The following is a 20,800-nucleotide window of genomic DNA, read 5'->3' as shown; positions in this document are numbered from 1 at the left end:
GGTCAGCTCCCCTTCGCGGGGACGACCTGGAGATAGATCGCCGTGAGGACCATATTCACGAAGAACAGCAGCATGAAGGTGATGACGACGGACTGGTTGACCGCGTCCCCGACCCCCTTCGGCCCGCCGCGCGGGTTGAGCCCGCGGTAGGCGGCGACGATGCCGGCGATGAAGCCGAAGATCAGGGCCTTGATCTCGCTGATGTACAGGTCAGGCAGCTGGGCCAGGGCGGAGAAGCTGGACAGATAGGCCCCGGGGGTGCCGTCCTGCATGATCACGTTGAAGAAGTAGCCGCCCATCGTGCCGACGACGGAGACAAGGCCGTTGAGCAGCACGGCCACCAGCATGGTGGCCAGCACCCGCGGGACGACGAGGCGCTGGACGGGCGAGACGCCCATGACCTCCATCGCGTCGAGCTCCTCGCGGATCTTGCGCGATCCGAGGTCGGCGCAGATCGCCGAACCGGCGGCCCCGGAGACCAGCAGCGCCACGATGATCGGGCTGGCCTGCTGGATGACGGCGAGGACGCTGGCACCGCCGGTGAAGGACTGGGCACCGAGCTGCTGGGTGAGGGAGCCGACCTGGAGGGCGATGACCGCGCCGAACGGGATGGAGACGAGGGCGGCGGGCAGGATCGTGACGCTGGCGACGAACCAGAACTGCTCGATGAACTCCCGCACCTGGAAGGGCCGGCGGAAGGTCTCGCGGCACACGGTCCCGGCCAGGGTGAACAGCCTCCCGGTCTCGCGCAGCGGGGCGAGCAGCCGCGTCGGCCGTCTCTGTTCGGGCGCCTTCTCCGGCACCCGGTCCGCCGGCGGCTCGGGGGGCCGCACCGGCATGGGGGCGGTCACGGGCGCCCACCGCCCGCCGCGGGGCTGTAGCTGTTCAGGATGGCGGTACGGGCGGCCTCCGGCAGCTGTCCCATCATCGACATGACCCGCTCACGGCGGCGCAGGGCGCCCTGCCGTACAGGCAGGCCCGGCGAGGGTTCCAGTTGCGGGACGACGGTGCGCGGGGCGTTGGCCGAACTGATGCCTCGCCCGTAGCCGTTGAGCTCCTCGGCGGCCAGGGTGGCGGCGTCCTTCTCCTCCGACATACCGATGGGCCCTTCGCGGCGCCCGGCGAGGAACTGGGAGACGACCGGCAGATCGCTGGTCAGCAACACCTCGCGCGGCCCGAAGGTGACGAGGTTGCGGCAGAAGAGCATGCCCATGTTGTCCGGGACTGTGGAGGCGATGTCGAGGTTGTGGGTGACGATCAGCATCGTCGCGTCGATCTGCGCGTTGAGGTCGATCAGCAGCTGCGAGATGAACGCGGTGCGGACCGGGTCGAGTCCGGAGTCCGGCTCGTCGCAGAGGATGATCTGCGGGTCCAGAACGAGGGCTCGGGCGAGTCCGGCCCGCTTGCGCATGCCGCCGGATATCTCACCGGGCAATTTGTCCTCGGCGCCGAGGAGACCGACGATGTCGATACGCTCCATGACGATCCGGCGGATTTCCGATTCCTTCTTGCGCGTGTGTTCGCGCAGCGGGAAGGCGATGTTGTCGAAGAGGGACATCGACCCGAAGAGTGCCCCGTCCTGGAACATGAGCCCGAACAGCTTCCGAGTCTCCATGATCTGGCGCTCGGGGCTGTTCACCATGTCGACGCCGTTGATGAGCACGCGCCCCTGCTCCGGCTTCAGCAACCCGATGATGGATTTGAGGAATACGGTCTTTCCGGTGCCGGAAGGACCGAGCATCACACTCACTTCGCCGGCGGGCAGGGTGAGGCTGACGTCCTGCCAGATGTTCTGCTTGCCGAAGGATTTCGTAAGGCCTTCAACGACTACTTCGATTCCCATCGGCCCTCCCTCGACGTATCGGTGAACGAAGTCATCTGTCAGCGCTCCGGCTCTGAGAAATCCAATGGCGGCTCGTCACACATGCACCAGGAGGCGCACGTTATGTCCGCCGAAACCGCTAGGACAAGCCGTTGAACAGCGGAAATCGACGAACCAGGTGCTCGATGTGGATCACTTGTCACGGAATGACAAAGTCGCTGGACGACTTTGTCGAAATCTGCGCAAGATCTCCGACGTGCGAGTCGGGACCCCGACCCATGGGGCCGGAGCCGTGAGACCCCGACGACGGGAACACCACCCCCTGAGTGGAGGGTTCAAGGCGGCTGCGTCCCCGGTGCGAATTCCAGGTCACGGGGGCCGCGACCTGGACCCCGACATGAGTCGAACGAACAGCTGCGGACGCGTTTCCGCGCTGCTCACCTGGGACGCTACGGCTCAGTAACCTGCCTCCGCAATAGCGGTTCCCGAACTTTCTGCACAGCTGTTGACGGTGAGGATATTTTTGCACGCAGGTGAGTAGAGGCCCTCACGCAACTATCGACAAGTGAGCATTTCTGGAGCCGAGGCGGCGAAGGGAGTGCCCCTGTGACTCCGCACCCGCCGAAAGGAGGTATATCGATATGACCGATGCCGAGCCCGCCGCGCTCACGGTGTTCCGCAGCGTGCATTCGACACATATCCCATACGGTTATGAGGATGTACGGAATCCGGATTCGCACATCCTCCGCCGCCCGCTCGTCACGACAAAGCCCGTCCCATCCGGTCGATCCCCGGATGGGACGGGCAGCGGCATCACAAGGAGGAGCCGGGCGGGGCAGGCAACGCGCCTCGCCTCGGCCGCCGGAACTACTTCACCGCGGAGTGCCAGTTCTCGGCGAGCAGCTTGCCGGCACCGGGCACCGCGAGGCCGGGGGCCGCGAGACCGGCCGTGGAGGTCACCGCATCGTTGAGGACGAGGTTGTTCGTCCCGGATGCGGCAGGCAGGCCGACCTTGAGGTCGATCGCCCAGCTGAGCAGCCCGCCCAGACCGCAGCCACTGGCCTTCGGCACGGAGAACGCGCTGTCGCCCTGGGCGGCGCCGGTCAGGGCGAACTTGATCATCGACCCCTCCTCCTGGTTCGCCGTACCGTCACCGTCGAACCTGGAGATGCCCAGGCTCGGCGCGCTGAGGTTCCCGGGGTTCAGGAAGATCGGGTTGCTGTTGGTGCCGAGGTAGCACTTGGATCCGAGCAGCGGGTTGTCCAGGCGGATCTTGATCGGCAGCTTCACGATGGGCCCGGACGACATCCCGGCGATCAGGCTGAAGTCCGACGGCGTACCGGCCGACTCCACTGTGGCGGTCACCTTGTTCAGAGTCGCGTCGGTGATCTGCCCGCACACGGCCGAGACGACCGGAATGTTGCTCGGGCACATGATGCCGAGCAGCCCACCGGGGATCGTGGTCTTGCCGCTGATGATGGAGCCGGCCGGTGGCGGAACAACCGTGTACGTGCTCTGCGCCGGGTGCTGGATGACCCCGAACTGCAGATTCGTGGAGCCGGTCGTCGCAGTGGTGTTGCCCAGCTTGATCGTCCCGCTGGGCGAGACGGAGGTCACGCACAGCGCGACGTCGGTTTCGCCGTCCGTCGCGAGCATGGCGGGGTCGTCCACCGGGCAGCGGTCGAACGGCGCCCAGGCACCGTTGAGCTGGGCCGCGGCCGTGGCGGCGCCGGCCGGTGTCGCAGCCAGGGGCATGACGAGTGCGGCGGAGGCGGCGACGGCAGCGGCGCCCTTGATCCAGGTCTTCGAGACAGGTCTCATCGTTCCCTCAATTCGATTGCGGCTCTGGGTGATTGCTGTGCTCGGTGCGGTGGCGGGCGGGCGGAGTCAGGAGACTCAGCGTGCCGCTTTGGGTACGTCCGACGGCTGGTTGTCGGACCCGCAGCCGTTCGAAGCCGAGGCTATGCAGGGCGCTCCCTGTATTTGCTTGACGAATCCCGGGACACCGGACAGTGATGCGGTGAAGAGGCTGTCCAGGTCCTCATCGACACCGCACCCCTGGAAGGGTGGGATCGTCACCGACCCCGTAAGCGGCCCCCCTGCGGTGAGTTGGTATCCGTCCAGGACCCCGCCGACCACGTTCCCCACGCCCTCCAGCGGGAGCGTGAAGGGCCGCTCCGTACGGCAGTTGTCTCCCACTTCCAGTGGAACGCCGTTGACTTCGACGTCGCGCAGCCTGAGGACGAGTTTGACGTCGATGGTGGTGACGGCCTTGGTGGTGAAGGTCGTGAGATCGGTAACGGTGTGGACGTGCACATTGGGGGCGTCCGGAGTGTCGGTCCTGGGAGGGATCTGCGTCATCTCAAGAGTCGCCGTCGTCGGCATGAAACCGAATGTCAAGAATGTGCCCGTGGTGGGCGGCAGTTGCGGCTTCCCCAGGTAGTCGAGCACCATCGCCGCCGTCATGTATATGTGAATGTAGGGGGGCTCTATCACGGGAGGAACGCTGGGATACGTGTAGATCCGCGAGCAGGCGAGCGGGAATTTGTTGGCGCCTTTGAGTTTGGTGACGTTCGCATAGCCGGTCACGTAGGCGACCATCTCGACGTCGTTCGCGACGTCCCCGACACACTTGGGTGCGTCGACCGACGCCGGCTCCTCGGCCTTCGCCCCGACCTCCGGTGCGCCTGCGTCACGCCGCTCGGCTGCTCCGTCGGGCCAGTCGTCGGACACGGACGGCGTGGGCGCTGACGGTTCGGCCCCACCGGTAACGCTCACCGTTGCCAGGGTCGGATCCTGGTCGGCGTCCAGTTCGCAGGTCAGGGCGATGGTCTGCGGCTCGGTCGGGGCGCCCGCGGCTGTCTTGGTCGTGAGCACCCCGGTCAGGCCGGCCGCCTTGAGCGAGAGGTCGCCGGACCCTCCCGGTCTGACATAAGGAACGGTCCCCGAGGTGCTCAGTGTCAGGCCGCCCTCGGCCGGGATGGCTGCGGACTGCGCGGTCGCACCGATCCACTCGGCCTGCGCGTTCCGGCCGCCCTGGGAGACGTCCGTGGACAGCCGCAACTCGGCACTCACGGATGCGGCTCCGGATTCTGCGGCCGGCCCGGATTCCGGCAACCCGGATTCCGGCGACCCGGATTCCGCTGGCCCGGATCCCGGCGACCCGGATTCCGCCGGCCCGGATCCCGGCGACCCGGTGAGCGCGCCCTGGGGCAGGACCACATCCATGGAGACGTCCTCGGGCTGTATCGCCTGGCCGACCTGGACCGACTCGGCGACCTTGGCGGTGATACCCACCGTCACGGGGTACGTGCCCGTCGGGAACTCGCAGGTATAGGCCAGGTGTGCATCGATCTCCTGCGCACCGGCTGCGGCCTGCGCCCCAGGGATCATCCCCCCGAGCAGCACCGCGGTGGCCACGGCGGCACCCCGTGCTGTGCGCCGCGGCGCTCCCGTCCTAGTACCACTGCGCTTCACTTGCGGTGTCCCCCTTCGGACGGGCCGGACGGAGCCGGACGGCGAATCGCACGGCGGGCTCCCACCCGCCGTGCGATCCCTGATCACCCAAGACCGGTGTGAGACCGGATCAGGGGGTGTAGGTGATGGTCGGCTTGGTCGTACCGCCGGAAGGCGTGACCGCCGCGTAGCTGGCGGTGTACGTGGGGTTGTCACCCACCTTCGCGATCCCGGCACAGCCCGCGCTGGCGGTGATGACGCTCAGCTTGTAGGTGCTGTTGTTGCTGACGGCCAGCTTGCCGGTGGAGTTGGTGTAGGTGGCGGCAACACTTCCCTCCACGGTGAAGGTGCAGGTGAGTACCGTCACGGAGGCCTTCACACCGGTGATGGCCCCGTTCGTGACGCCGGCGCTGTAGGTGTTCGCCAACAGCTTCCACGGGGTGGACGTGTTGGAGGACGGTGACACGGGACCGAACGGGCTGGTGCACCCGCTCCAGGTCAGCGGAGCGATGGTGCCGACCTGCACGTTCGTGGTGCCGGCGGCCGACTGCAGGTTGCCCCCTGCCGCGGACGACGTACACGTCATCGGGATGCTGTTGAGGGTCAGCGTGACGGTTCCCGCGGTGGCCGAGAACGACTCGGGCGAGTTGGGGCCGACAGTCCACTGTCCGGCCGCGACGCCTGCGGTGGCTGCGGGTGCTGCGAGGGCGACAGCTGCGGCTGCGGCGCCGACTGCCACCGCCATCTTCCTGAGGGAGTTGCGCACAGTTAGTTCCTCCGATTCGACAATGCGGGTGCACTGCTGCGGGGACACACACGCCAGGTACCGCGCAAGCGGCGGACGTGCGGCTATGAACCGTGTTGCGTGGGGCCGTGCTGCTTCTCAGCCACATACGCTCTGTGACAGGCCGGGACGTTACTAGCGGGAAACTTGGAGCACAATCCTGCTCACCGAAATTGCTCAGCCCGAGTTCTTTTCTCGTTCCTGGCTTACTAATTCTCCTGGCGCACTTGTCACTTGGTGCGCAATATCCGCTGGGGCCCATGATGCCGCCCGCATCTACCGGACACCGTGCCGGGCAGCGGCGTCCCTGCATCACGGTTCGCGCACGGGGTTGGGGCGGACCTCAGCTCCCGGTGACGGCCGGGTGCACGACACCTCCCGCAGGTGTGACAACGCCGAGGTTCGCGGTGAGGGTCGCGACGTCCCCGTCGGCCCAGAGCCCCTTGCACGCCGGCGTGGTGTCGGCAAACAGCAACTGATGGTTCGGGGCGCCCCTCAGCGCCATCACGCCGGTCGACGACGTGTACGTCATCGCCAACTCGCCGGCGATCCTGGCCGAACAGGTGAGAACGGTGAACCTGATCTCGACCCCGGTGACGTACCCGCTGGTCACGCCTCTTCCTGCATCGTACTCGGCGGCCATGACCTTCCACGGAGTACTCGCATCGGCCACGGGCGTGACGGTGCCCAGCGCCGTCGTGCAGGGACTGCCGGAACTCCCGAAGACCATGGACGTGACCTTGCCGACGTGCCCGGGTGACCCCGTGGCACTGAACAGGCTGCCCCTGACCGGAAGGACCGGACACGTCATCGGTATATACCCGAGCTGGAAGACCATGTCTGCCGAGTTCGCCCCGAAGACGGCGGGAGTCGTCGGACCTACCGTCCACGCCACAGGAGCGGCCATCGCCGGCGTCACCGCGATGTTCAGGGCGGCGGCAGCCGCCCCGCCCAGCAGGAGAATTCTTCTGATGAATGTGCGCATTTCGACCCGTTACCCGTTCGCATTCTCCTGATCCATTCAGGGACGGAACACTAGAAGAGGAGCTCGGGAATCCTCAACGCCTGCGCGATATAAACCTTCAGAGTGCGGACACCGTCAGCTCCGAATGCACAGGCCACCGCGCGCGTTGTCAGTTCATGAGCAGCGGGACCCGCGTCCCCCGCCACGCATCCGCTGCGCCAACCGTGGCCCGACCCCGGGGAGTGATCAGCCTCTGCGCGCCCACGGCGCATCCACCGGATGCCCACCGATGCCTTTCACGCGGTCGTCGCGCCCGTCAACGGCACAGCCACCGGCACCCGGCGCCCACCTCGTCGTTTTCCGGCAGACCACGCGGCCGAAAATATTGTCCGGAAGTGAGTACTCCCGTCCGACCTGCACCGAAGCACCATGACAAGGCCACGATGCGTGGCCCGTGCACTTCGATCTTGTACAAGTTGTGGGCACGGCTGTTGACTTGGTCTATCTTCATCGCGGACTTGGTACGCACCTGTCGGTTCGTGGGAGCGCTTTCCCCCACTGCCATACCCCCACCGGGCACCGGAGAGCAAGGGGACACGTCATGCCGAAAGTCATTTCGCCATTGGACACGGGGGATCCGCTGGGACCGCTCCCCCAGGAATTCGCCGCGATCATGCGGCCCGAACTGCCCAGCCTCATCAAGGAGATCGGCGTCGAGGTCACCCGCGCCTATCCGGAATATGCGCGCCTGCTCAGTGGGCCCAACGGCCAGGCCATTCGCGTCGGCGTGGAACGGAGCCTGTCCTCATTCGTGGACCTGGTGGCCGAACCATCCACGTCGACCTCGCTGCGTGACGACATGTGCCGTCGATTCGGACGCTTCGAGGCCTACGAAGGCCGGACCATGGAAACGCTCCAGGGCGCCTATCGGCTCGGTGCCCGCGTCGCGCTGCGACGGGCGAAGAAGGTCGGCCGCAGTTACAACTTCTCCCCGACCCTGATGCTCAGCTTCGCCGACGCGCTCTTCACCTACATAGACGAGCTCGAATCACTTTCCCGCGAGGGCTTCCTGGAGGTGCAGTCCCAGACCGGCGAACAGAGCGAGGCCATGCGCCGACGCCTGCTCCATCTGATTCTGGCCGGGCGCCCCGTCCCCCGTTCGGCCATCGCCGAGCTCTGCGAGCAGACCGGGTGGACGCTGCCCGAGGAGGTCACCCTCGTCGCGGCCCGGTCCCCCGCCGGCTTCGACCGGGCCGGCGCCGACCGCGACATCCTGGTCGACCTCAGCGACCCCCAGCCTCACTTACTCATCCCGGGACCGCTCGACGACGCACGAAGAGCCATGCTCGACCAGACGCTGCTCGGCACCCGTGCGGCGATCGGGCTGACCGTTCCCACCGCTCTGGCCGCGGACTCGATCCGCTGGGCCAGGAGGGTCCTCGAACTCGTCGACGCGGGCGTCATCGACGACGCCCCGATCATCCTCTGCGGTGACCACCTCATCACCCTGTGGCTGCTCTCCGATCCGATCCTCCTGGACCAGCTCGCCCAGCGGGAACTCGCACCCATCGCGGGCATCAGCACCACCCGGCGGGAACGGCTGATCGAAACGCTGCGCATCTGGCTCGACACCCGAGGCACCGCCGCCCACATGGGCGAACTACTGGACGTGCATCCCCAGACGGTCCGTTACCGCATGCGCAACCTGGAGTCCATCTTCGGTGAGCAACTGATCGACCCCGAGAGCCGGTTCTCCACCGAGGCGGTTCTGCGGGCGCTTCAACTGCGGGCCCGCACCAGGGATTCCACCACCCCGTAGTCCACACAGAACGGCTTCCGGCCGGATCACGGCCTTCACTGCGCGTCAACTTACTTACGAGTAAAGGGAAATTCCCGGTCACTCCCAAACGGTTGCCACACGGAGACGTTCTCAACGAGAAACCCGGAACTGCGTCCCGTACATATGGAGGAGTCGACCGCCCACCCGGCGGCCGCGGCGCACGACCTCCTGGCCACCATTCGAGAGGGAACCCCCATGACCGCCTCACACCTGCTCGTCCCCGTTCCGATCCCGGACCGCATCGCGGCCCTGATCGGCTCCTGCATCCCGGCTCGCATCCTGGAGGCGGAGTTCGACGCGGAGTGCGCCGCACGCGAGGTCCGCAGGTTCCGCGGTCCGCGGCTCGGCATCGAGGACCAGGCCGACCGCGAGCAGGCCCTGTCCGAGCTCGCCCGCGCCAACAAGGTGCTCTCCGCCCACCACCCCCGGCTGGCGGTGCGCCCCGGCAGCTCCTGGTGACTCCCCGCCGCTCCCCCACCTCGCCTCCGTCTTGCGGAGGCGCCGCCCGGCGCTTACCTTACTCGGAAGTAAGTTTACTCCAGAGTAAGGAACTGGCGTGGCCGACAACAGCAGCGGCAACCTCACCGACGAACTGACCGCCCTCGACTTCGCGGCCGTCTCCCCGCCGGAGTTCGCGCGGATCGTGAAGGGCCTCTCCGCCAAACAGCTCGGCGAGGTCATGCACGGCGAACTGCGCGCCCGGGTGCTCGGCGAGGTCTTCGGCCGGATGAGGCAGCAGTTCCGCCCGGAGGCGGCGGGCCAGCTCAGGGCGCTGATCCGCTGGAAGATCACCGGTGACACGGACGCGGTCTACGAGACATCGATCGCGGACGGCACCTGCGCCATCAGCGAGGGCCGCTCCGACGCCGAACCGCGCACGACGCTGGTGATGGCCGACGCGGAGTTCCTCAAGCTGGTCTCCGGAAACGGCAATCCCGTGACGATGTTCATGATGCGTAAGCTGAAGGTGGCCGGCGATGTCGGCCTCGCCTCGGGTCTCACCCGCTACTTCGACATCCCGAAGGCCTGAGCGCGATGAGCTACTTCTCCCTCGCTCTCACCGAGGAGCAACAGGACCTGCGCAACTGGGTGCACGGCTTCGCCGCCCAGGTGGTGCGCCCGGCGGCTGCCGAATGGGACGCCCGCGAGGAGACGCCCTGGCCCGTCATCCAGGAAGCGGCCCGGATCGGTCTGTACGGATTCGAGTCGCTGGCCGACATGTACGGCGACCCGTCCGGTCTCTCCCTCCAGATAGCCAACGAGGAACTGTTCTGGGGTGACGCCGGCATCGGCATGGCGCTCTTCGGGACCTCCCTCGCCGTCGCCGGCATCTTCGCCTCCGGGACCCCGGACCAACTCGCCGAGTGGGTGCCCCAGTGCTACGGCGACGAGGACGACCCGAAGGTGGCTGCGTTCTGTGTCTCCGAACCGCAGGCCGGCTCCGACGTCTCCGCGATGGCCACGAAGGCCCGCTACGACGAGGCCAAGGACGAGTGGGTGCTCTCCGGCCAGAAGGCGTGGATCACCAACGGCGGCATCGCCGAGATCCATGTCGTCGTCGCCTCGGTGGACCCGTCGCTCGGTGCGCGCGGACAGGCCGCGTTCATCGTGCCGCCCGCGACGAAGGGCCTGGAGGCGAGCCGCACCATCAAGAAGCTGGGCCTGCGCGCCTCGCACACGGCGGACGTCTTCCTCGACGAAGTACGCGTTCCCGGGCACTGCCTGCTCGGCGGCAAGGAGAAGCTGGACGCCCGGCTCGCCCGCGCCCGCGAGGGCGGCAACGCCAAGGGGCAGGCGGCGATGGCCACCTTCGAGGTCAGCCGCCCGACCGTCGGCGCCCAGGCACTGGGCATCGCGCGCGCGGCGTACGAGTACGCGCTGGAGTACGCCGGTCAGCGCGAGGCGTTCGGCCGGCCCATCATCGAGAACCAGTCGATCGCGTTCGCACTGGCCGACATCCGTACGGAGATCGAGTCCGTCCGGCTGCTGATCTGGCAGGCCGCCTGGATGGCCCGCAACGACCGCACCTTCGACGCCGGACAGGGCTCCATGTCCAAGCTGCGAGCCGGTGAACTCGCGGTGTCCGCGACGGAGAAGGCCATCCAGATCCTCGGGGGCGCCGGGTACAGCCGGGAGCATCCGGTGGAGCGGATGTACCGCGACGCCAAGATCTACACGATCTTCGAGGGGACCAGCGAGATCCAGCGCTTGGTGATCGCGCGGGCGATCTCGGGCCGCCACATCCGCTGACGCGGGGTCATGGGGCGGGGGCCGGGGTGAACCGCACCGGCAGCGACTGCGGACCCCGGGTGAAGACGCCCTGCTCGGACGGGGTGAACCCGTCCGCGAGCCGTACGTCGGGCATCGCGTCGAGCAGCTGGTTCACCCCGGTCCGCACCTCGGCCCTGGCCAGCAGCGCACCGACGCAGAAGTGCCGGCCCAGAGCGAACGCCAGATGGTCGGCCGCCGCGGAGAACGCCGTGGTGCTGGTCAGGTCGGTACGGAAGAGGTCGAACCGGTCCGGGTCGCTGTACCGGGACGCGTCCCGGTTGGCCGAGCCGATCAGACAGGTGACGGTCGACCCCGCGGGAACCCGGCCGCCGCCGAGCTCCACGTCCGTGGCCGTCTGCCTCATGATCATGTGGACCGGCGGGGTGAGCCGCAGTGTCTCGGCGAAGGCCCGGTCGATGAGACTGCGGTCCTCCCGGACGGCGGCGAGCTGCTCGGGGTGGGTGAGCAGGTTGGCGAAGATCGAGGCGATGGCCTTGTCGGTGGTCTCGCCGCCGGCCGCGAGCAGCAGGCTGCAGAACGCCTTGATGTCCTCGTCGCTCATCCGGACGCCGTCGACCTCGGCGGTGCAGAGCGCGGAGAGCAGGTCGTCGCCGGGTGTCTTCCGCCGCTCCTGGATGACCGGGATCATGTACGCGGCGAATTCCTGCCGGGTCCGTTCTCCGGCCGCCGCCACCTCCGGGTCGCCCGCGAGGTTGCCGAGGAAGGCGATGACGCTGGTGTACCAGCCGTGGAAGCGGTCGTGGTCCGCCTTGTCCAGGCCGAGCATGTCGGCGATGACGAGGACGGGGAAGCGGGTCGCGAACGCGTCGACGAGATCAGCCTCGCCGGTGTGCCGGAAGGTGTCGATCAGCTCGCGCGCGTTGCGCTCGATGACCGGGAGGAACTTCTCCTGGAGGTCCGCGCCCCGGAAGGCGGGGGCGACCAGGGCCCGGCGCACGGCGTGCTCACGACCGCTGAGCTGGAGAATGGTCTTGCCGTGGACGGGCTCGATCTGCCAGTCGTAGTTGTCGGTGGTGAACTCCCCGGCCTTGTCCTTGAAGACCCGCTCGACGTCCTCGTACCGGGAGACGACGTAACTGTTCGTGGCCTCGTGCCGGATCAGCGGGTGACTCTCTCGCATGATCCGGTAGGACCCGTAGGGATCGGCCGCGAAGGCCGGCGAGAGAATGTCGGGTACGGGCGGTGCTTGCGAGGCGAGTGACTCTTGTGGGGCAGATGTCATGACGCTCCAGGGTCGTTGACGGGCAACGCCGCCCAGGCTATTGACCCATCGTCCGACCTGACACCCCCTGGGGGACCCATGCCCGCCGGCCCGCGCCCGTCCGTTCTCTTCGTCACCGATCTCGCCTACGAGGCTCGCGGACGCCGCTATTGCGACGAGGACATCCACCTGACGTCGCGGCTGCGCGAGGACTTCGACATCGCTCTCTGTCACCCCCGCGACGCCGCCGCGCTGCTGGACCGTTTCGACGCGGTCGTCGTACGCAACAGCGGTCCGGTGCTGCACTACCAGGAGGCGTACGACGCGTTCTGCGCGCGGGCCCGGGAGCTGGGCACCCGCGTCTACAACCCGCTGACCGGACGCGGCGACATGGCGGGCAAGCAGTATCTGGTCGATCTGAGCCGGGCCGGGTACCCGGTGATCCCGACCGTGGACCGGGCGGCGGATCTGGGGCTGCTGCCCGAGGCAGAGGGCTATGTGATCAAGCCGAAGCTGGGAGCGGACTCGGTGGGGCTGCAGTTCGTACGTACCCCCGCACTTTCGCCCGAGGCGGACGGCACACAGCTGGTCCAGCCGCGGATCGACTTCCGCTACGAGGTGTCCTTCTACTTCGTCGACCAGGACTTCCAGTACGCGCTCAACGCGCCGCACCCGGAGCAGCGGTGGGTGCTGGAGCCGTACGGGGCGAGCGCGGCGGATCTGGCGTTCGCCCGGTCGTTCATCGACTGGAACACCCTCGATCACGGCATCCAGCGGGTCGACGCGTGCCGGACCGCCGAGGGTGAGCTGCTGCTCGTCGAGCTGGAGGACCTCAATCCGTATCTCTCGCTGGACCGGGTGGGCAAGCCGGCGCGAGAGGCATTCGCGGCCCGGATGACGTCGTCGTTGAAGGATCTGCTGGGCTGACACGTCCGGCCGTCCCCCGCATGCGGGTGACAGGGGGCGGTGTGAGGGTGCAAAGGTGACCACTGCCAGCGAGACCGCCCCCGCCGCGCAGGTTGCCGGCGCACCGCCCCTGCTGGATCCGCGCCGCCGGAACATCGTCTTCGCGACGATCGTGCTGGGCATTCTGCTGGCGGCACTGGACCAGACGATCGTGGGCACCGCACTGCCGACGATCGTCTCGGACCTCGGGGGCGCCGCCCATATGTCGTGGGTGGTGACCGCGTATCTCCTGGCGGAGACCGTGGCGACGGTGCTGGTCGGCAAGTTCGGCGACCTGTTCGGCCGGAAGATCGTCTTCCAGCTCTCGGCGATCATCTTCATCACGGGTTCGTTCCTCTGCGGTCTCGCGACCAACATGACGCTGCTGATCGTGTGGCGCGGTCTGCAGGGCATCGGCGCGGGCGGCCTGATGGTCACGTCGATGGCGCTGATCGCCGACGTGATCCCGCTGCGCGACCGCGGCAAGTACCAGGGTGCGATCGGTGCCGTCTTCGGCGTCGCGACCGTCATCGGGCCGCTGCTGGGCGGGCTCTTCACCGATCATCTGACCTGGCGCTGGGCGTTCTACGTCAACGTGCCGATCGCGATCGTGGTGGTCATCGCCGCGGCCCGCACCATCCCGTCCGTGAAGGCGGCGGGACGTCCGGTCATCGACTACCTGGGCATTGCGATGGTCACGGTCGGGGCGAGCTCCCTGATCCTGGCGACGAGCTGGGGCGGCAACGAGTACTTCTGGGGCTCGCCCGTCATCATCGGCCTGTTCGTCCTCGGCCTGGTCGCCCTGGCCGCCTTCTGCTTCGTCGAGTTCCGGGCGAAGGAACCGATGCTGCCGATGCGGCTGTTCAGCAATCCGGTCTTCACGGTCTGCTCGATCCTCAGCTTCATCGTGGGCTTCGCGATGCTCGGCGCGATGATCTACCTGCCGACCTATCTGCAGTACGTGGACGGGGACTCGGCGACGCTGTCGGGGGTCCGCACGCTGCCGATGGTCATCGGTCTCCTGGCCGCCTCGATCTTCAGCGGCAACGTGGTCAGCAAGACCGGCCATTACCGGATCTTCCCCATCGTGGGATCGCTGGTCATGGCGGTCGGGCTGTTCCTGCTCTCCCGGATGGGACCGGACAGCGGGGTGTGGCTGGAGTCGCTGTACATGCTGGTGCTCGGGCTCGGCATCGGGCTGTGCATGCAGGTGCTGACGATCGCGGTGCAGAACACCGTCGACTACGCGGACCTGGGCACAGCCACCTCCGGCGTGACGTTCTTCCGTACGCTCGGCAGCTCCTTCGGTACGGCGGTGTTCGGGACCATCTACGCCAACTCGCTCGGCCCGAACCTCAAGGACGGGGTCGCGGCGGCGGTGCGGGCGGGCGGTGATCCGGCGGTGGTGGCGAAGGCGTCGCAGAGTCCGGAGGGGTTGCACTCCCTCCCCGACGCGCAGTCGGCCCCGCTGGCCCAGGCGTATGCCGACACCCTGCACACGGTGTTCCTCTGGACGGTGCCGGTCGCGGTGCTCGGCTTCGTCGTGGCGCTGTTCCTGAAACAGGTGAAGCTGCGGGACACCGCGCGGGCCGGCTCGACCGACATGGGCGAGGGGTTCGCCTCGCCGAGTGCCGGTGACTCGGCCCGGCTGCTGGAGTCCTCGGTGGCCAGGGTCCTGCGCCGGGTGGACCCGGACACGGCCCGGCGGATCGTGGCCTCGTCCGACACCCGGCTCGACATGGCGGGGGCCTGGGCGGTGATGCAGGTCGAGCTGTTCACGCGGATGGTCGGGCATGCGGGGCTCCGGCTGATCGCGGCCCGGCACCGGATTCCGCCGGAGGTACTGGTGCCCGTCTTCGACCGGATGATCGAGGAGGGCTACCTCACAGGGGACGGTCATCTGTTCACGCACACCGAGGCGGGCAGCCGGGAGGCCGGGACCATCAACGACGCGTGGTCCCGCTGGCTCACCGAGCAGCTGGGCGACCAGCAGGAGCAGGCGGACGACGCCCGGCTGCGCGCCGCGGTCGATGTGATCGCCAAGCGGCTGCTGGCGGAGGACCTCACACAGGAGCTCTCCCCGGTGGCCCCGGCGGGCGCGCCGGTCTGAGGCCGGTCCGAGGCCGACCCGAGGCCTGCCCGGTCTCCGACCTCAGTCGGCGAAGACGGCGGACTCGTAGACCCAGGCGCCCTCGTGCCGGACGAAGCGGCTCTTCTCATGGAGCGAGTCGGGGTGGCCGCCGGACGTGTAATGCGCCCGGAAGGTGACCGTGCCCGTGGTGTGGAAGGCGCTGCCCTCCGTCGTCTCCAGGATCTCCAGCCCTTGCCAGCGCTGCCCGGGATCGAGTTCGAGGACGTCCGGGCGGTGGTCCGGGTGCCAGGTGCGCAGCAGGTACGCGGCGTCCCGGACGACGAAGGCGGTGTACCGCGAGCGCATCAGCGCCTCGCACGTCGGTGCCGGGGTCCCGGCGTGGAACCGCCCGCAGCACTCGCCGTAGGCGGCGGGCAGCCCGCAGGGGCACGGTGAAGTGGCCGTGACCCGGGAAACGGGAGCGGCGGAGGGCCGCCGGGGGCGTGCGGTGCGTCGGGACATGGGTCCATTGTGGCCTGCGGCGGCGCCAGAACGTGTGCCGGGGGCCGTCGGCCCCACTCTCAGAACACGCTCCAATCGCTTGTCATTGCTTCGCAATGTTGATCAGATCGACGCATGTTCGAGAGGTGTCAGCCTTTCACCGCCGGGGGGCCTTGTGGAATCCGATCATCACAACCGACCCGTGAACGTCCTGGGTGTCAGGTGCGCGACACTAGCCGCGTACGCCGTCGCGGGAGCAGCGCAACTCTTCACGGCCTGGCTGTTCATCAGCGGCCTGATGTTGACCGTTCTCGGTTTTCGCACATTCTTTCAGCCAGTGATAGGTCTGTTACTGCTGGGCCTGGCGTTTGCCCTGCGCCCGCGCCTCGGGCGGCTGGATCCTGACGCGCCGACACTGCGGGAAGCCGATGCGCCGGCCTTGTTCGAACTGCTGCACAGAGCAGCGGACAGCGCCGGAGTGCGACGCGTCGACGCTGTCCAGTTCACTGCGGACTTCGCCTTGAGCGTCATCCCGTACGGGCTCCGTCGCAAACGCTGCTTCGTCCTGGGCCTCCCGCTCTGGGCCGCCTATTCTCCTCAGCAGCGCATTGCTGCCATGACCCAGGCGCTGGGCCGGAGTGCTCCCCGCAACGTCCGGTGCGGTGTCGTCGTCGGTCTGGCCCTAGGGTCCCTGACAGCCGCGGCACAGACCCTGCAAGCAGGCTCTGTTCTCGTCACGTCGCCGAGTCGCAACTCCGTCTCCCTGGGCGCGGCCGCCGTGGCAGACGGAACGCAGCGCTTCAACGCCCGGTCGCGGAAGAGTGAGTGGCTGCTGTGGATTCCACGAACGGCACTGGCGGCGACGGCCCGCCTGCTGCTGTGGCTCACGGAGCCGACCGCCCGGCGTGCACAGTTCGAGGCGGACGACGCGTCGGCCCGCGCTGCTTCCTCGCCAGTTGCTCTCGCCGCGCTGCGTGACAGGCGCCTGGCACGTGCCATCAGCCTTGAGATGCATCGGCTGGCGATCGAGAAGCGAACCATCGTCAAGGCTCACACCGCTGCGGTCACGCAGGACACTCTCTGGGAGGTCATCAGCGCGCATGCGGCACGTCTGCGTGAACAGGCCATGACCCGGCCCTCCGAACCCCACTCACCGAGTGGCGTGCCCGGCTCCACCGGCAACGATGCGGACGCCCTGCGCATCGAACGGCTGGCCCGCTCCCCGCAGCACCCCGCAGCGATCACGCTCGACGGGCCCGGCCGGGCCCGCATCGAGGACGAGCTTCACCTACCCAAGCAAACAGTGGCGCAACGGGTGCTGCGTGACGGCATGCGGCTGTAAGACGCCGGATCGCGAGGCGATGCCCTCACCAAGCTGCCGGTCACCCCTCAGGCCTTGCGGGCCACGCCCGCGTAGCCCGGGATCGGCTCGTCGCCCGGGACGTCGACGACTTCGCCGAGCTCCGGGTGCCAGTCGGCGGAGAGCGAGACGCCGGGGTCGACGAGTTCGAGACCGTGGAAGAAGGCGGTGAGTTCGGCGCGGCTGCGCGGGCGCAGGGTCATGCCGCGTGCCCTGTACATGGCGGAGGCCTGGGCCGCGCCCTCCGGGTCGAAGTCGCCGGTGGTCTGCGAGAGGACGAGGTAGCTGCCGGGGGCGAGCTGGTCGACCAGGCGGTCCACGAGTTCGGCCGCACCGTCCTCGTCATCCAGGAAGTGCAGCAGGGCCAGCAGGGACAGGGCGATCGGCTTGTCGAAGTCGAGGACCTTGCCGGCCGCTTCCAGGATGGCCTCGGGCCTGCGGGCGTCGGCCTGGATGTACTCGGTGGCACCTTCCGGGGTGGAGCGCAGCAGAGCCGCCGCGTGGGCGAGGACGATCGGGTCGTTGTCGCAGTAGACGACGCGCGCCTCCGGCGCGGTTCGCTGGGCGATCTGGTGGAGGTTGGGTTCGGTCGGAATCCCGGCGCCGATGTCGAGGAACTGCCGGATGCCGTTCTCCGCGAGCCAGCGGGTGGCGCGGTGCATGAACGCCCGGTTGACGCGTGCCATGTCACGGCCTCGCGAGTCCACTGCCAGCAGTTGCCGGGCCATCTGCTCGTCGACCGGATAGTTGTCCTTGCCGCCCAGGAACCAGTCGTACATCCGCGCGGGATGCGGTTTGCTGGTGTCGATCTCGACGAGGGGCTCGTGCCCGGTCATAGCGCGCTCCTTGGATCCGTGTCGGCGAACAGAGAACGAATGCGGTGCGCGGCGACCGGGAACCGTCCGCGCGATGGGTCAGGTCAGGAGGAAGTCTGCCTGACCGGCCTTGGCGCCCTGGATGAAAGCGGCGATCTCGCGGTGGGAGTAGATGAGGGCCGGGCCGTCGGGGTCCGCGGACTGGCGCATGGCGATTCTTCCGTCGGAGAGCTTCATCGCCTCGACGCAGTTGCCGCCGTTGCCACCGCTCCACGGCTTGTACCAGCCCTCGGAGCCGAGATCGGTGGCCGGCATGCCGTTGTATATGGGTGTCATCACAGCTCCTTGCGGAAGTCCCGGAGGATTTCCTTCGTGCGTTGTGCAGTCGCTGCCTGGGCCGCCATGCGGTCCATGACCTCGAGGTAGGAGGCCACCTCGGGGCGCGCGTCGAAGTAGACGGCCCCGGTCAGGTACTCGCTGTAGACCATGTCGGGGAGTTCGGGGACGGCGAACCGGAAGAGGACGAACGGCCCGTAGGTGCCCGGGTGATGGCCGGTCGAGAACTCGGCGATCTGCAGGGTCACGTTGGGCATCTCGGTGGCTTCCAGCAGCCGGTCCGTCTGGGCGCGCATGGCGTCGGTGCTGCCCACCGGGCGGCGCAGCACCGTCTCGTCCATGACCACCCACAGCCGCGGAGCGTCCGGCCGGGTCAGCAGGGACTGCCGCTCCATCCGCAGCGCCACGTGGCGTTCGATGTCCTCGGGCCTGGTCTGGCCGACGGCTCCGGTGCGCATCACCGAGCGTGCGTAGTCCTCGGTCTGCAGCAGTCCGGGGACGAAGTGCGGCTCGTACATGCGCAGGAGGCTCGCGGCGCCCTCCAGGCTGACGTACATGCTGAACCAGTCGGGCAGCACGTCGTGGAACCGCTGCCACCAGCCCGGCTTGTTGGCCTCCTCGGTGAGGTCGACGAAGGCGTCGGCCTCCTCCTCGGTGATCCCGTAGGCCTTCAGGAGCGACTGCACATAGGGGATCTTGAGAGCGACCTCGGCGGTCTCCATCCTGCGTATCGTCGCCGGGGCGACGCGGAGCACCTTGGCTGCCTGGTCCCGGCTCAGGCCGACACGCTCCCGCAGATCCTGCAGACGCTTGCCGAGAACGACCTGACCCACGGTCGGGGCGGACCGCGGTTCGCTCACTTCAGACCTCCCCATGCGCTGTTTGCCAAGAGTGTGCCATGGGCGTGCCACCAAGAACACTGCCACTCTGAATTTTTCAGAGTGCCCCTTGCCAAGTGTTCGCGACAGGGGGAGAGTTGGTGAGTGAACCAGTTCACTCGTCATGCCCGCCCTTCCTCAGGAAGATCGCGAAGCGTGATACAGCCCCCACTGTGAGGATTCGGTCGTGGCACCTGGCAGTGCGCTCATCCCCCGGCTCATGGACCTCAGCCCCGGGACGGAAGCGCTCCGATACGGCTTCGCGCTGCCCGCGCACCCCGAGTCGGTCGCCGGTGCCCGGCGGCTGGCGCGGGCCCGGCTGGACGCATGGCGGCTGGACGACGACGCCCACGACGCGGCGATCCTCATCGTGTCCGAACTGGTCACCAACGCAGTGGTGCACACCGCCAGCGCGCGCGTCGTGTGCGAGCTGAGCCGCCTCGAGACCCGACTGCGCATAGCCGTACAGGACCAAGGGCACCAGCCCGGCGGCCCCCGGTTGGGCGCCGGCGCCGACGACGAGCACGGACGCGGCCTGCTGCTCGTCGACGCGATGTGCAGCGCCTGGGGATCCCGCGATGCCGGCGACGGTTCGGGCCGCATCGTCTGGGCGGAACTGCCGCACGGCTCGGAGCGCTCATGCTGAAGAACGCCATGTCCCATCTGCTCGGAGCCCGGCGCTCCCGCGAACCCGGCTGTGCCCCGGGCGGCGGCATGGTGCAGCTGCCGCTGCCGACGGCTCTCTCGGCGAGCCTGGGCTGCGACGCGGTGGGGGTGCCCGCGCGGTACGGCTTCCGGCTCATGTCTCATCTGCCGCGTACGGGCTGCGTCTTCGCCGACGCCGACCGCTGGTGGTGGATCGTCCCGTCCGGCTCCGACCTCGATCTGGACTGGCCCGCGCAGGCCGCCTACGCGAGAGGGGCGTACGTCCCCGCGGTGCGGCCCCGGCTGATCCACCAGCCCGACGGCCGTACGCCGTACACCCCGCCCATCCCGCTGTTCCTCATGGTCTGCCAGGTGACGGGCGTGACGCCCTCGTGGGCACCCGCGGGCGGAGCGCGCGTCGTCTCCGCCGCTCCCTGAACCCCATTCCGTGTGCGCGAACGGGGGCCGGGGCGTCGGATGATGCCCCGGCCCCCCTCGCGTACCTACTTGCGGAACGTCAGCCAGTCGATGGCCGCCGTCTTCGCGCCACCGGCCGCGACGACGTACACGTCGTGCGCACCGGTGACGGTGTGCAGCAGCTTCACCGACTGCTCCTGCCAGGTGCCAGCGCCACCGGTGGCCCGCACCGGAAGCACCCCCACGATCCGGCCCTTCGGGCTGTCCAGGCGCACCTGGAGCGCACCGGTCGCGCCCCGTCCCGGAGCGGCGACGCGGGCCGTCAGCCGGTCGGCTCCCGCCCCGAACTGCACCCCGCGGCTGACGCCGCTGTGGCCGTTGACCTGGCACGCAGCGGTTGACCTGCTCTTCCCTCCGTCCCGAACCCTGGTCACGCTGCGTTGTCAGTGGTCGGTTCTACTGTGGAACCACTG

General features: G+C 68.3%; 22 protein-coding genes. 10 read left to right on the top strand and 12 right to left on the bottom strand.

The window, feature by feature from the left end:
• Positions 1-2: 2 nt before the first annotated feature.
• The 6 genes from ACIOEW_RS08430 to ACIOEW_RS08405 all read right to left on the bottom strand — a co-directional run bounded on the left by ACIOEW_RS08430 (position 3) and on the right by ACIOEW_RS08405 (position 6,675).
• Positions 3-851 (bottom strand): ABC transporter permease, encoded by an 849-nt coding sequence (locus ACIOEW_RS08430; RefSeq protein ID WP_362541892.1) that lies wholly within the window; start codon positions 849-851, stop codon positions 3-5.
• The gene (locus ACIOEW_RS08425; protein ID WP_356318569.1) at positions 848-1,843 is read right to left on the bottom strand and encodes an ATP-binding cassette domain-containing protein; all 996 of its coding nucleotides are present in this window, start codon (positions 1,841-1,843) and stop codon (positions 848-850) included. Before ACIOEW_RS08425 ends, ACIOEW_RS08430 begins: the two co-directional genes overlap by 4 nt.
• Before the next feature lie 846 nt (positions 1,844-2,689).
• Positions 2,690-3,643 carry a hypothetical protein gene (locus ACIOEW_RS08420; RefSeq protein ID WP_362541895.1) on the bottom strand — a complete coding sequence of 318 codons (954 nt, stop codon included), beginning with the start codon at positions 3,641-3,643 and terminating at the stop codon, positions 2,690-2,692.
• A 75-nt stretch (positions 3,644-3,718) separates the two neighbouring features.
• Positions 3,719-5,242: a DUF6801 domain-containing protein gene (locus ACIOEW_RS08415; RefSeq protein WP_401962522.1), complete on the bottom strand. Its 1,524-nt coding sequence runs from the start codon at positions 5,240-5,242 to the stop codon at positions 3,719-3,721.
• Between the two features lie 166 nt (positions 5,243-5,408).
• Complete coding sequence (locus ACIOEW_RS08410; RefSeq protein WP_401962519.1) at positions 5,409-6,044, bottom strand: hypothetical protein; 636 nt, start codon at positions 6,042-6,044, stop codon at positions 5,409-5,411.
• A gap of 361 nt (positions 6,045-6,405) precedes the next feature.
• Positions 6,406-6,675: a hypothetical protein gene (locus ACIOEW_RS08405; protein ID WP_401962516.1), complete on the bottom strand. Its 270-nt coding sequence runs from the start codon at positions 6,673-6,675 to the stop codon at positions 6,406-6,408.
• A gap of 28 nt (positions 6,676-6,703) precedes the next feature.
• Between ACIOEW_RS08405 and ACIOEW_RS08400 the strand changes: the two genes are divergently transcribed.
• From ACIOEW_RS08400 to ACIOEW_RS08380, 5 genes are all read left to right on the top strand, one after another.
• Positions 6,704-7,078 (top strand): hypothetical protein, encoded by a 375-nt coding sequence (locus ACIOEW_RS08400; RefSeq protein WP_401962513.1) that lies wholly within the window; start codon positions 6,704-6,706, stop codon positions 7,076-7,078.
• Positions 7,079-7,627: 549 nt separating this feature from the next.
• Entirely contained in the window at positions 7,628-8,845 is a 1,218-nt protein-coding gene (locus ACIOEW_RS08395; RefSeq protein ID WP_362541905.1) for a helix-turn-helix domain-containing protein, read from the top strand.
• 216 nt (positions 8,846-9,061) lie between these two features.
• A complete protein-coding gene (locus tag ACIOEW_RS08390) occupies positions 9,062-9,325 on the top strand; it encodes a hypothetical protein (RefSeq protein WP_362541907.1) in 264 nt (87 codons plus the stop codon).
• 97 nt (positions 9,326-9,422) lie between these two features.
• Positions 9,423-9,896, top strand: a complete 474-nt coding sequence (locus ACIOEW_RS08385; protein ID WP_401962509.1) for an SCP2 sterol-binding domain-containing protein — start codon at positions 9,423-9,425, stop codon at positions 9,894-9,896.
• Between the two features lie 5 nt (positions 9,897-9,901).
• A complete protein-coding gene (locus tag ACIOEW_RS08380; protein ID WP_401962506.1) occupies positions 9,902-11,116 on the top strand; it encodes an acyl-CoA dehydrogenase family protein in 1,215 nt (404 codons plus the stop codon).
• 7 nt (positions 11,117-11,123) lie between these two features.
• On the opposite strand, the gene ACIOEW_RS08375 is transcribed toward ACIOEW_RS08380, so the two are convergent.
• Complete coding sequence (locus ACIOEW_RS08375; RefSeq protein ID WP_362541916.1) at positions 11,124-12,380, bottom strand: cytochrome P450; 1,257 nt, start codon at positions 12,378-12,380, stop codon at positions 11,124-11,126.
• A 78-nt stretch (positions 12,381-12,458) separates the two neighbouring features.
• Here ACIOEW_RS08375 and ACIOEW_RS08370 point away from each other — a divergent pair, with 78 nt between their 5' ends.
• Both ACIOEW_RS08370 and ACIOEW_RS08365 read left to right on the top strand, forming a co-directional pair.
• Positions 12,459-13,286 carry a hypothetical protein gene (locus ACIOEW_RS08370; protein ID WP_401962504.1) on the top strand — a complete coding sequence of 276 codons (828 nt, stop codon included), beginning with the start codon at positions 12,459-12,461 and terminating at the stop codon, positions 13,284-13,286.
• Between the two features lie 55 nt (positions 13,287-13,341).
• Entirely contained in the window at positions 13,342-15,414 is a 2,073-nt protein-coding gene (locus tag ACIOEW_RS08365) for an MDR family MFS transporter (RefSeq protein ID WP_401962501.1), read from the top strand.
• A gap of 42 nt (positions 15,415-15,456) precedes the next feature.
• Here ACIOEW_RS08365 and ACIOEW_RS08360 read toward each other — a convergent pair whose 3' ends face one another.
• Entirely contained in the window at positions 15,457-15,897 is a 441-nt protein-coding gene (locus tag ACIOEW_RS08360) for a YchJ family protein (protein WP_401962498.1), read from the bottom strand.
• A gap of 181 nt (positions 15,898-16,078) precedes the next feature.
• Here ACIOEW_RS08360 and ACIOEW_RS08355 point away from each other — a divergent pair, with 181 nt between their 5' ends.
• On the top strand, positions 16,079-17,218 hold the full coding sequence (locus ACIOEW_RS08355; protein ID WP_401962496.1) for a M48 family metallopeptidase: 1,140 nt from the start codon (positions 16,079-16,081) through the stop codon (positions 17,216-17,218).
• Between the two features lie 47 nt (positions 17,219-17,265).
• On the opposite strand, the gene ACIOEW_RS08350 is transcribed toward ACIOEW_RS08355, so the two are convergent.
• The 3 genes from ACIOEW_RS08350 to ACIOEW_RS08340 all read right to left on the bottom strand — a co-directional run bounded on the left by ACIOEW_RS08350 (position 17,266) and on the right by ACIOEW_RS08340 (position 19,247).
• Entirely contained in the window at positions 17,266-18,072 is an 807-nt protein-coding gene (locus ACIOEW_RS08350; RefSeq protein ID WP_401962493.1) for an SAM-dependent methyltransferase, read from the bottom strand.
• Between the two features lie 78 nt (positions 18,073-18,150).
• On the bottom strand, positions 18,151-18,387 hold the full coding sequence (locus ACIOEW_RS08345) for a DUF397 domain-containing protein (RefSeq protein ID WP_350992886.1): 237 nt from the start codon (positions 18,385-18,387) through the stop codon (positions 18,151-18,153).
• Positions 18,387-19,247, bottom strand: a complete 861-nt coding sequence (locus ACIOEW_RS08340; RefSeq protein WP_362541934.1) for a helix-turn-helix transcriptional regulator — start codon at positions 19,245-19,247, stop codon at positions 18,387-18,389. The genes ACIOEW_RS08345 and ACIOEW_RS08340 overlap by 1 nt, the downstream gene beginning before the upstream one ends.
• 205 nt (positions 19,248-19,452) lie before the next feature.
• Here ACIOEW_RS08340 and ACIOEW_RS08335 point away from each other — a divergent pair, with 205 nt between their 5' ends.
• Complete coding sequence (locus ACIOEW_RS08335; RefSeq protein ID WP_362541937.1) at positions 19,453-19,911, top strand: ATP-binding protein; 459 nt, start codon at positions 19,453-19,455, stop codon at positions 19,909-19,911.
• Positions 19,905-20,348: a hypothetical protein gene (locus ACIOEW_RS08330; RefSeq protein ID WP_362541940.1), complete on the top strand. Its 444-nt coding sequence runs from the start codon at positions 19,905-19,907 to the stop codon at positions 20,346-20,348. The genes ACIOEW_RS08335 and ACIOEW_RS08330 overlap by 7 nt, the downstream gene beginning before the upstream one ends.
• A 65-nt stretch (positions 20,349-20,413) precedes the next feature.
• Here the strand turns inward: ACIOEW_RS08330 and ACIOEW_RS08325 are convergent, their stop codons facing one another.
• Positions 20,414-20,761, bottom strand: a complete 348-nt coding sequence (locus ACIOEW_RS08325) for a carbohydrate-binding protein (RefSeq protein ID WP_401962490.1) — start codon at positions 20,759-20,761, stop codon at positions 20,414-20,416.
• Positions 20,762-20,800: the final 39 nt, after the last annotated feature.

Source organism: Streptomyces sp. NPDC087901, assembly GCF_044742205.1.
Lineage (GTDB): Bacteria > Actinomycetota > Actinomycetes > Streptomycetales > Streptomycetaceae > Streptomyces.
This window is presented reverse-complemented; position numbering and strand designations above follow the sequence as displayed.

What these genes read in the sequence shown, in the direction of transcription:
- ACIOEW_RS08330 (WP_362541940.1), top strand. Translation starts at nt 19,905, where the DNA reads ATGCTGAAGAACGCCATGTCCCATCTGCTCGGAGCCCGGCGCTCCCGC.
- ACIOEW_RS08380 (WP_401962506.1), top strand. Translation starts at nt 9,902, where the DNA reads ATGAGCTACTTCTCCCTCGCTCTCACCGAGGAGCAACAGGACCTGCGC.
- ACIOEW_RS08400 (WP_401962513.1), top strand. Translation starts at nt 6,704, where the DNA reads ATGACCTTCCACGGAGTACTCGCATCGGCCACGGGCGTGACGGTGCCC.
- ACIOEW_RS08395 (WP_362541905.1), top strand. Translation starts at nt 7,628, where the DNA reads ATGCCGAAAGTCATTTCGCCATTGGACACGGGGGATCCGCTGGGACCG.
- ACIOEW_RS08375 (WP_362541916.1), bottom strand. Translation starts at nt 12,380, where the DNA reads ATGACATCTGCCCCACAAGAGTCACTCGCCTCGCAAGCACCGCCCGTA.
- ACIOEW_RS08350 (WP_401962493.1), bottom strand. Translation starts at nt 18,072, where the DNA reads ATGACCGGGCACGAGCCCCTCGTCGAGATCGACACCAGCAAACCGCAT.
- ACIOEW_RS08420 (WP_362541895.1), bottom strand. Translation starts at nt 3,643, where the DNA reads ATGAGACCTGTCTCGAAGACCTGGATCAAGGGCGCCGCTGCCGTCGCC.
- ACIOEW_RS08345 (WP_350992886.1), bottom strand. Translation starts at nt 18,387, where the DNA reads ATGACACCCATATACAACGGCATGCCGGCCACCGATCTCGGCTCCGAG.
- ACIOEW_RS08425 (WP_356318569.1), bottom strand. Translation starts at nt 1,843, where the DNA reads ATGGGAATCGAAGTAGTCGTTGAAGGCCTTACGAAATCCTTCGGCAAG.
- ACIOEW_RS08360 (WP_401962498.1), bottom strand. Translation starts at nt 15,897, where the DNA reads ATGTCCCGACGCACCGCACGCCCCCGGCGGCCCTCCGCCGCTCCCGTT.
- ACIOEW_RS08390 (WP_362541907.1), top strand. Translation starts at nt 9,062, where the DNA reads ATGACCGCCTCACACCTGCTCGTCCCCGTTCCGATCCCGGACCGCATC.
- ACIOEW_RS08370 (WP_401962504.1), top strand. Translation starts at nt 12,459, where the DNA reads ATGCCCGCCGGCCCGCGCCCGTCCGTTCTCTTCGTCACCGATCTCGCC.